At 59.3% G+C, this 8,238-nt stretch carries 5 protein-coding genes and 1 tRNA gene; 5 read left to right on the top strand and 1 reads right to left on the bottom strand.

Annotation, left to right across the window (positions count from 1 at the left end; translation table 11 throughout):
* The first annotated feature begins 744 nt into the window (after nt 1–744).
* Nucleotides 745–2,931, top strand: coding sequence for a tetratricopeptide repeat protein (locus tag ACTQVX_RS03445; protein WP_441560203.1), 2,187 nt, complete (start codon nt 745–747; stop codon nt 2,929–2,931).
* A gap of 96 nt (nt 2,932–3,027) precedes the next feature.
* A tRNA-Ser gene (locus ACTQVX_RS03440) sits at nt 3,028–3,118 on the top strand.
* Nucleotides 3,119–3,441: 323 nt separating this feature from the next.
* Here ACTQVX_RS03440 and ACTQVX_RS03435 read toward each other — a convergent pair.
* Nucleotides 3,442–4,782: a D-alanyl-D-alanine carboxypeptidase family protein gene (locus tag ACTQVX_RS03435; RefSeq protein WP_441560202.1), complete on the bottom strand. Its 1,341-nt coding sequence runs from the start codon at nt 4,780–4,782 to the stop codon at nt 3,442–3,444.
* 251 nt (nt 4,783–5,033) lie between these two features.
* On the opposite strand from ACTQVX_RS03435, the gene pstB reads away from it, so the two are divergent.
* The 3 genes from pstB to ACTQVX_RS03420 all read left to right on the top strand — a co-directional run bounded on the left by pstB (nt 5,034) and on the right by ACTQVX_RS03420 (nt 8,130).
* On the top strand, nt 5,034–5,909 hold the full coding sequence (pstB, locus tag ACTQVX_RS03430; protein ID WP_154517678.1) for a phosphate ABC transporter ATP-binding protein PstB: 876 nt from the start codon (nt 5,034–5,036) through the stop codon (nt 5,907–5,909).
* Nucleotides 5,910–5,973: 64 nt separating this feature from the next.
* The gene (locus tag ACTQVX_RS03425; protein ID WP_441560201.1) at nt 5,974–6,702 is read left to right on the top strand and encodes a response regulator transcription factor; all 729 of its coding nucleotides are present in this window, start codon (nt 5,974–5,976) and stop codon (nt 6,700–6,702) included.
* A 3-nt stretch (nt 6,703–6,705) separates the two neighbouring features.
* Nucleotides 6,706–8,130, top strand: a complete 1,425-nt coding sequence (locus ACTQVX_RS03420) for a sensor histidine kinase (protein WP_427729173.1) — start codon at nt 6,706–6,708, stop codon at nt 8,128–8,130.
* Nucleotides 8,131–8,238: the final 108 nt, after the last annotated feature.

The raw sequence follows: 8,238 nt of genomic DNA, 5'->3' as shown, positions 1-8,238 counted from the left end.
CGTAAAGAAAACGCGGAGCGTTTTTAGCGAGCGGGCGAGCGCGCCGGCAGGCGGGCGAAGCCGGTGCGGATCCGCGAAGCGGATGCGCGGAATCCTATACGCCGCACCAATTGACTTTAAAGCTCCCGGCAACGGGGGCTTTTCTTTTTTGGAAGCCATGCATGGATTCGAACCTCGGTCGAGGCGCGAGCGTAAAGAAAACGCGGAGCGTTTTTAGCGAGCGGGCGAGCGCGCCGGCAGGCGGGCGAAGCCGGTGCGGATCCGCGAAGCGGATGCGCGGAATCCTATACGCCGCACCAATCGAACTTGAAGCCTCCGGCAACGGGGGCTTTTCTTTTACGCCGCCATTCGACCCCAGACACTCGACTGGAATCGTGCGCCTCCGCCCGCGGGAGACTATTTCTTATCGACTCGTGTAAGATTCCGAGTAGATGTCGCGGTCCGTCCGCGACCAATCCTTCGCTGTACGACCGATCAGGGTGATATTTCGTGGCAGAGCGTCCGACATACAAGCTCAGGTTTCTCGACCCCAAAAAGCGTTTTCCATCGATGCCAGAGCAACCCGCGGGGCGCTCGTATGGTGTTGTCTGGAAAGTTTTTGGCGAGGATCCTAAAGAGTCTTGCTACGTCGTCGAATTCGTAGGCAAAAGCCACATATCGCTTTTGGGCTACGTGAGCGTGTCAGGTGAGGTCTATAAGGTTGACGGCCCTGTTCAGAAAGTGCCATTGCCCAAAAGCCCCGAAATGAAATTGGTCCTTGACGAGTCCGATTCCAGTGTTGGCGAGATTTTGGTGCGGGGAGCCAACGGTGCAATGCGCGCTTGCGCGCGAACGGTCGGCTCTCCCGAAGGGCCCATGCGTGAGCAGTCCGACCACGAGACATGGAATTCGAGCCGTGCTCTCCCTTATGGCGAGTTTATGGCCTCGATGTTCTTGCGCTACGTGATATTTGCCGACCCCAAAAACGCCCTTGCGAACACGGTACCTGCCGACGAGCTCGATGAGGGTATAAAAAACACCGCCAACAAGATCAAACTCGTAAAGTTGCCCGAGCCGGTCGAAGTGTTTTTGGGCTTTAACACGGCACCGCTCCCCGATGCTATCGAGACGCTGCTCTACCGCGTTGACCATGCCGATAATCCGAGCGGTATCGAGCGTTATGCCGCCGCACTTATGAGCGAGGTCGATTTGCCCCGACTGCGCACCATCGCTGCCAAGTCCGAGATGGGCCTAGCGCGTATCGACCGCTCAAAGCTGTTCTATCTCAATTTTGATCGTAGCCTGCTGGACCAGGACGAGATTGACATGCTGCTTGCTATCGAGTGTCGTCTTAACCGCCTCTCCGGCATCCTTGAGCGTATTGGGGCCGGATTGGCCCCTGCGGCATCCTCGCCGAGCCTTGAGGGCTGCGCGCTCTTTGACGCGTGGCATATCGCCAAGACGACCAGCGATGTCCCCCGACTGCTCGATACGGCCTCGAGTGACAACCCGTGGGGCAAACCGGGTACGGTAGCTTGCCAGCCAGGCGGTGAGTGGGACGTGCGCACCCGTTTTGCGCGCGCGGTCGAAGCCCTCAACGTGGTCACGCGGCTTGACTATACCTATCGGGCAAACGTTGCCGAGGGGATTATGCTCGTTCGGTTTGGGCGCTCGGTCGTGGATGCCATGCCCCAACGTGAATACGACGCCCAGGATGACGTCTGGCGTGAGTTGGACGAGGACGTGCGTACGATTTGGGCCGCGGAGCACGACGCGCGCGTGGCGCTCACGCTGGCAGCGGCTTGTTTTGCTGCCGGTGCCAGCATTACGCGCTGCTACGTTCAGATTGCGGCTCCCGATGGCGAGCAGGGTGAGCGCATTGTTGCAACATATTCCTTTGGGCGTGCGGCCTATCTGGCCAATTGCGTTCCCGCCGCTAAGAATTTTGAAAGCATGGATATGGATGATATGCCGTGCAAGCGCATGCTTGAGGCATATGAGTCGGACGCGCCGGATGCGATTGAGCCCGCTGAGGTTCATGCTCGCCCGCGTGACGACCACCGTTCGCTGCCGCCGGCGTTGCGCGACCTGCTGCTTGCCGATACGGCTGATGAGCTTGAGGTTATGGAGGAGGGCGATGACCCGTATGTGGCGCGCGTCGCTGAGTTGCGCGAGCGGGCAAAAGTCGACCGCGCGGGTGCGTTTGAGGGCTTTTCCCGTCTTGTTGAGGAGCTGGAGGCCAAGTGCGCCGTTGCCGAGCTTTTGGCGACAGGACCGGTCCAGACGCTGTTTTGCGACAACCAACTGGTGCGTATGGTACTGCCGGTAATGGAGGAAGACCGCTCCGTTCGTATTTTGCGCGCTCCCGATGCGCTGTACTTTGCCCAGCATGAGATTTGCAGCTTTTACGCCGATCAGGAGGATTTTGAGCGGGCATTGCCCGAGGTGCGTCATCTTTACGATCTGGCGCGCTCATCCATGCAATCACACTTTGCACTCATCAACGTGCTGGCGCGTCTGGAGCGCTATGACGAGGTCATTGAGGTGGCGCGCCACGGCCTGCGCATTGCCAGTGACCGTTCCGCAATCGGCTACCTGTTCTATCGCCTAGCGTTTGCCTACTGGAACTGCGATCAGCTCGAGCTGGCGTTGGCGTGCTACCGCTTGGTACCGCGCGGCGAGGAGTCGGGTAGCAACGCACTGGAGGAAATGCAGGGCCTTATGAACGAGATGGGTGTCAATGAGCCACCGACGTTCGAGGAAGCGGTTGAGACCATCAGTAAGGCGGGGCTCGAACTGCCGCCGGTGCCCGCCGTGTCCAACCAGCTGGCAGACGCTGCTGTGCAGCTGGTCGATAACGGGTTCTTTTTCCTGGCACGCGTCTGCATCTTCCAAATGTGGCGCACGATGGGAAACGATGAGCTCGGCTCCCTCAGCCGGTCGTTGGGATAGGGGTTTGATTTATGGGGGAGGAAAGCCTGCCGGCCAATTATCAAAATTTCCCCTTGCCCGGATTCGAGTGTTTGGTTACTATGGAACGGCTGTTACGGAGAGCTGACCGAGAGGCCGAAGGTGCTCGCCTGCTAAGCGAGTATGCCCCAAAAGGGCATCTGGGGTTCGAATCCCCAGCTCTCCGCCAGTATGACTTGAAAGAAGGGTCCCATTTGGGGCCCTTTTTTGATTAGAAGAATGTTAACTGGGGATTCGAACCCGAGAGGGCACGGGCGTTAAGCAAACGCGAAAGCGTTTGTAGCCCGTGGGCGAAAAGCCGCTAGGCTTTGAAGCCGGAGGGCATGCGTAGCATGCCCGGACATCCCCAGCTCTCCGCCAGTACGAATTTGAAGAAGGGCTCCGTAAGGGGCCCTTTTTGGTATGGAGAACGTTAGCTGGGGATTCGAACCCTCAAAAAATGAGGCGCCCCGTTGGACACCTCATTTGGTTCGATGTGATATCGCTTTGGCCCTACACCTCAGGAGCCTTGGCTACGGTCTCGCTCTCGGCTGTGAGCGGGCGGTTGTCGATGCGGCGGCCCAGGCGGTCGAGCTTCACGAGCAGCCACTCGATGGGATTGGGCCCCGTTCCTTCCTCGTCGGCAACCAGGTCCATGACGGCAATCTTGGTGCCGTCCTGCTTAAGCGTAACGCTGCCCACCTTATCGCCAACATGCACCGTGCCCGAAAGGTCATCGTAGCTAACCTTTTCGGTCACTTCGCCGGCGAGTGAGAACACCGTTGCCTGCGCGGTGGGGTCGGCAAGCGTGGCGTCGATCGTTTTGTCTGTCCAGTCGGTTTGACTGACACGTGCCATCAGCGGATTTCCGTTGGCAGTCTTCTTTTGCGTATTGGCGATTTCGACCGTTACCTTGTGGTCGTAATACCAACTAGCAAGTGCGGCCGTATCGGCAAAACGCTGGTCGGTGGTGCTGGAGTGCAAGACAACGGTATAGATCTCGTCGCCATCGCGATTGTAGGCGCTTGCAAAGCAGTATCCGGCATCGTCGGTGGTGCCGGTCTTACCGCCGATATTGCCGTCTTGGCCCAATAAAACATTGTGCGTATCCATGGAATGCGAATGATCGGAGCCGTCGGCGCCCGTCACTTCGATCCAAGGATCTTTGCTCGCCATGACTTCGCGAATCGTGTCGTCCTTCATGGCCTCTTGCATCATCAATGCCACATCGTGTGCGGTTGAATGCATATCGCCGGCCCATTCGTCAAAATCCAGCCCGTGCGGGTTCTCGAAGAGCGTTCCCGTGCAGCCGAGCTTCTCGGCCAGCTCGTTCATGGCTTTTACAAACGTAGCGACGGCATCTTTGGTCTTGGGGTCAAGTTTTTTGCCCACGTGTTCGGCAAGCGCGATGGCGGCGTCGTTGCCCGAGGGGATCATCAGGCCGCGCAGCGCTTGCTCGACGGTGAGCTCGTCGCCTTCGAGGAGTCCCGCGGTCGAGTTGCCTACGGCTGCCGCCGCGTTGCTCACGGTGATTTTCTCGTCCATTTTGCAGTTCTCGACCGCGAGGATTGCAGTCATGACCTTGGTGATCGAGGCGATTTTGACTTGCTCGTCGGCGCTACGGGCATAGTAGACGGTGCCGTTTTTACCCATGACAAACGCATTGGAGGCATCGATATCGGGCAGGTCTTCGGCTGCAATGCCGCGTGCATCGGCGGCTTTGCCGCAGATGTTATCGGTCGTGAGCACTTGGGCACCGGCGACGGACGGAATGCCGGCGACAAGGGCGACGGCGCAGGCAAGGCCAACGGTCAGCTGCGCGGAACGCTTTGCAAGAGGGGTGAGATGCTTCACTGATTTCGCTTTCGACGGGATGGTCTCCTTTGGCTCTAGAGTATATCGTTTACCGGCTGTGTCGCTTGGGGTTTGGCGCGTGCGGTTTATCTTCGTGTCTGAGCGGACGCTTGGGTGTGCACGGTCGATATGATTGCCCGTCGCGTATCGAGGAGGTCCTTACAAACACTTGACAATACGCTCACGCATATATGAGCTGCGATTTTTACTATCGATACTGCTGATTTGATATCGATGTGGAGGTATGCGGTATGACGGCTGCTGCGGCTGTGGGGCCCACGGAGCTCGAGGAGCTAATGGAAGCGCAGGCCGAGGCCGCGCATGAGCGCGAAGTTGGAGATGCGACTCGCCCCACGGCAGAGGACCTTGCCGCCTCGCCGACGCGCATCGATGTCGAGGGCCTCGACCTGTTCTATGGCGATCACCACGCGCTTAAGGATGTGTCCATCAAGATCCGCGACAAGCAGATTACCTCGTTTATCGGTCCTTCGGGCTGCGGCAAGTCGACGTTGCTGCGTTGCTTTAACCGCATGAACGACGGCATCAAGGACTGCCGCATCGAGGGCAAGATTGCGCTCGATGGTCAAGACATCCTGGGCGATTACGACATCTGCCGCCTTCGCCAGCGCGTGGGCATGGTGTTCCAGCGCCCCAACCCGTTTCCCATGAGCATCTACGACAACGTCGCTTACGGTCCTCGCGGTATGGGCGTGCGCGATCGCGCCGTGCTGGATGAGCTGGTCGAGGACTCCCTGCGCCGTGCTGCCCTGTGGGACGAAGTCAAGGACAAACTCAAGGAGTCTGGTCTGGGGCTTTCGGGCGGACAGCAGCAACGTTTGTGCATCGCCCGTGCGCTTGCCGTGCGGCCCGATATTCTGCTGATGGACGAGCCGACCTCGGCGCTCGACCCCGTGTCGACGCTCGTGGTGGAGCAGCTGGCCTGCGAGCTCAAAGAGACCTGCACGCTCGTGGTCGTTACACACAATATGCAGCAGGCGGCGCGCATATCCGATTCCGTCGCGTTTTTCTTGCTAGGTGAGTTGGTGGAGCACGCGCCCACCGCTCAGCTTTTCAAAAATCCTACTGACCCGCGTACGGCGGATTATTTGACGGGGCGTTTTGGCTGATACCATCTAGTAAAGGTACCTTTAGGATTAAGATGCGGTCATGCCGGCCGCAAAGGGGTTCAACATGATCTATTACGTCGAGGACGATGACAACATCAGGGATTTGACGGTCTATGCACTGCGCAAGCAGGGGATCGAGGCCGAAGGCTTTTCGTGCGACGGTGAGTTTAAGGCTGCCGTGGCGCGACGGGTGCCCGATGCCGTGCTGCTCGATATCATGCTGCCCGATACCGATGGCTTGGCGATTATGCGTCGCCTGCGTGCCGATCGCCTGACGGAGACGGTGCCCATCATGATGCTTACCGCCAAGGATACCGAGCTCGACAAGGTGATGGCGCTCGATGGCGGTGCCGACGATTACCTGACTAAGCCGTTTTCGCTCATGGAGCTTGCGAGCCGCTGCCGCGCACTGCTGCGTCGCGGCGGCATGGTCAAGCAGGCGAGCGATGTGCTCAGCGTGGGCGATATCGTGCTTTCGCCCAGCCATCGCGAGGTGACCGTTTCCGGCGAGCCGCTTAAGCTCACCCTGCGCGAGTTCGACCTGCTCGAGTACCTCATGCGCAAGCCCGGCGTGGTCTTTACCCGCGAGTCGTTGCTGCAGAGCGTGTGGGGCTGGGACTTCGACGGCGGTTCGCGCACCGTCGACGTGCACGTGCAGACGCTTCGCCAAAAACTGGGCGAGCATGCCAGCGCCATCGAGACGGTGCGCGGCGTGGGCTACCGCTTGGCCGAGCCTTCTGCCGGTGACGGTGCCGAAGGTGACGACACCGCGGCCACCGCATCGGAGGAGTAGCCCGTGGTCTTCGCCCCCCAGGGAAAACATACGCTGTCGCACCGCGTTTTTGTGACGATCTTTGTTTGCGCCATGGCGGTTATCGTGGCGTTTACGGTGCTGGGTGCGTTCTTTGTGCAAAACACCTTGGCGGATGCCACGAGTGCCAATCTGGCGCAGGAAACCGAGCTCATTGCTGCCGCCCTCGACGAACAGCAGGAGCCTATCCCGTTCTTGCGTAGCCTCGATCGCGAGGACTTGCGCATCACGCTGATTAACAAGGATGGATCGGTTGCCTACGACAACGAGGCGTCGCCTTCCTCACTGCCCAACCATGGCGATCGCCCCGAGGTCATCGAGGCCTTTGAGAGTGGTTTGGGTTCCGCGGAGCGCGCAAGCTCTACGCTCGACGAGATTATGCTGTATCGCGCCGTCGCCCTTGATAACGGCCAAGTTGTCCGCTTGGCGCAAGCCCAGCCTGGCGTTGCGGCGATTTTGCTGTCGATGGTGGCGCCGATGCTGCTTATCGCAGCAGCGGGTGCAGTACTCTCGTTTTTTATGGCGCGCCGCGAGTCCCGTGCAATCATCGCGCCGTTGCAAGAGGTGGATTTGGACCACCCACGCCGTAGCTATGAGCACGCCTATGCCGAGATGGTCCCCATGCTTGAGCGTATCGAGTCGCAGCGCCAGGAACTCAAGCGTCAAATGGCGGTGCTAGCGGACAACGACCGAATGCGCCGCGAGTTCACGGCCAATATCACCCATGAGCTCAAGACCCCGCTTACCGCGATTTCGGGCTATGCCGAGCTTATTGCAAACGGCATGGTTGAGGGCGAGGACGACTTGCGCAACTTTGGTGGCCGCATCTATCGCGAGGCGGGCCGCCTGGCAGCGCTCGTCAACGACATTCTTACGCTTTCCAACTTGGACGAGGCGGAGCGAGCATCCGAGGGCGAGGCGGTGCCCATTGGGTCCACAGAACCCATCGAGCTCTCTCGCGCCATTTTGACGGTGGAACAGCGTCTTGAGCAAGTTGCCCGGCAGTCGAATGTGACCATTGGGCACGAGACGAAGCCCATGGTGATCGAAGGCGTGCCGCGCCTGATTGACGAGCTGATCTACAACCTTGCAAGCAACGCCATTCGATACAACCGACCTGGCGGTACGGTCACGCTGCGCTGCGGGACCAATGACGAGGGTCATCCGTACCTGTCTGTTGCCGATACGGGTATCGGTATTGCGCCCGAGGAGCAGGGTAAAGTGTTCGAGCGTTTTTATCGCGTGGACAAGAGTCGTTCTAAGGCGCGTGGCGGAACCGGCCTGGGTTTGGCGATCGTCAAACACGCCGCTCTGTACCATCACGCCGCGATTGACCTGTCGAGTGAGCCGGGCGTGGGAACCACCATTACGGTAACGTTTCCCGTGCAACAAGAGGGACCGTTCGCGTAGCGGCATAGCAAAAACCGAGGATTAGACAGTACGCCCGCGCCTCCGCTGCCGCGTGAATTGTTGCGCAACTTACACGCGGACGCTGTATCTTATGTATAGAGCTCGGGT

The sequence above is a fragment of the Collinsella sp. LCP19S3_A6 genome, assembly GCF_052122015.1.
Lineage (GTDB): Bacteria > Actinomycetota > Coriobacteriia > Coriobacteriales > Coriobacteriaceae > Collinsella.
Note: the sequence above shows the minus strand (reverse complement) of the source record. Positions and strands in the feature narration are given on the sequence as shown.

Excerpts from the sequence above, each read along its gene's own strand:
- ACTQVX_RS03445 (WP_441560203.1), top strand. The coding sequence starts at position 745 with ATGAAATTGGTCCTTGACGAGTCCGATTCCAGTGTTGGCGAGATTTTG.
- pstB (WP_154517678.1), top strand. The coding sequence starts at position 5,034 with ATGACGGCTGCTGCGGCTGTGGGGCCCACGGAGCTCGAGGAGCTAATG.
- ACTQVX_RS03425 (WP_441560201.1), top strand. The coding sequence starts at position 5,974 with ATGATCTATTACGTCGAGGACGATGACAACATCAGGGATTTGACGGTC.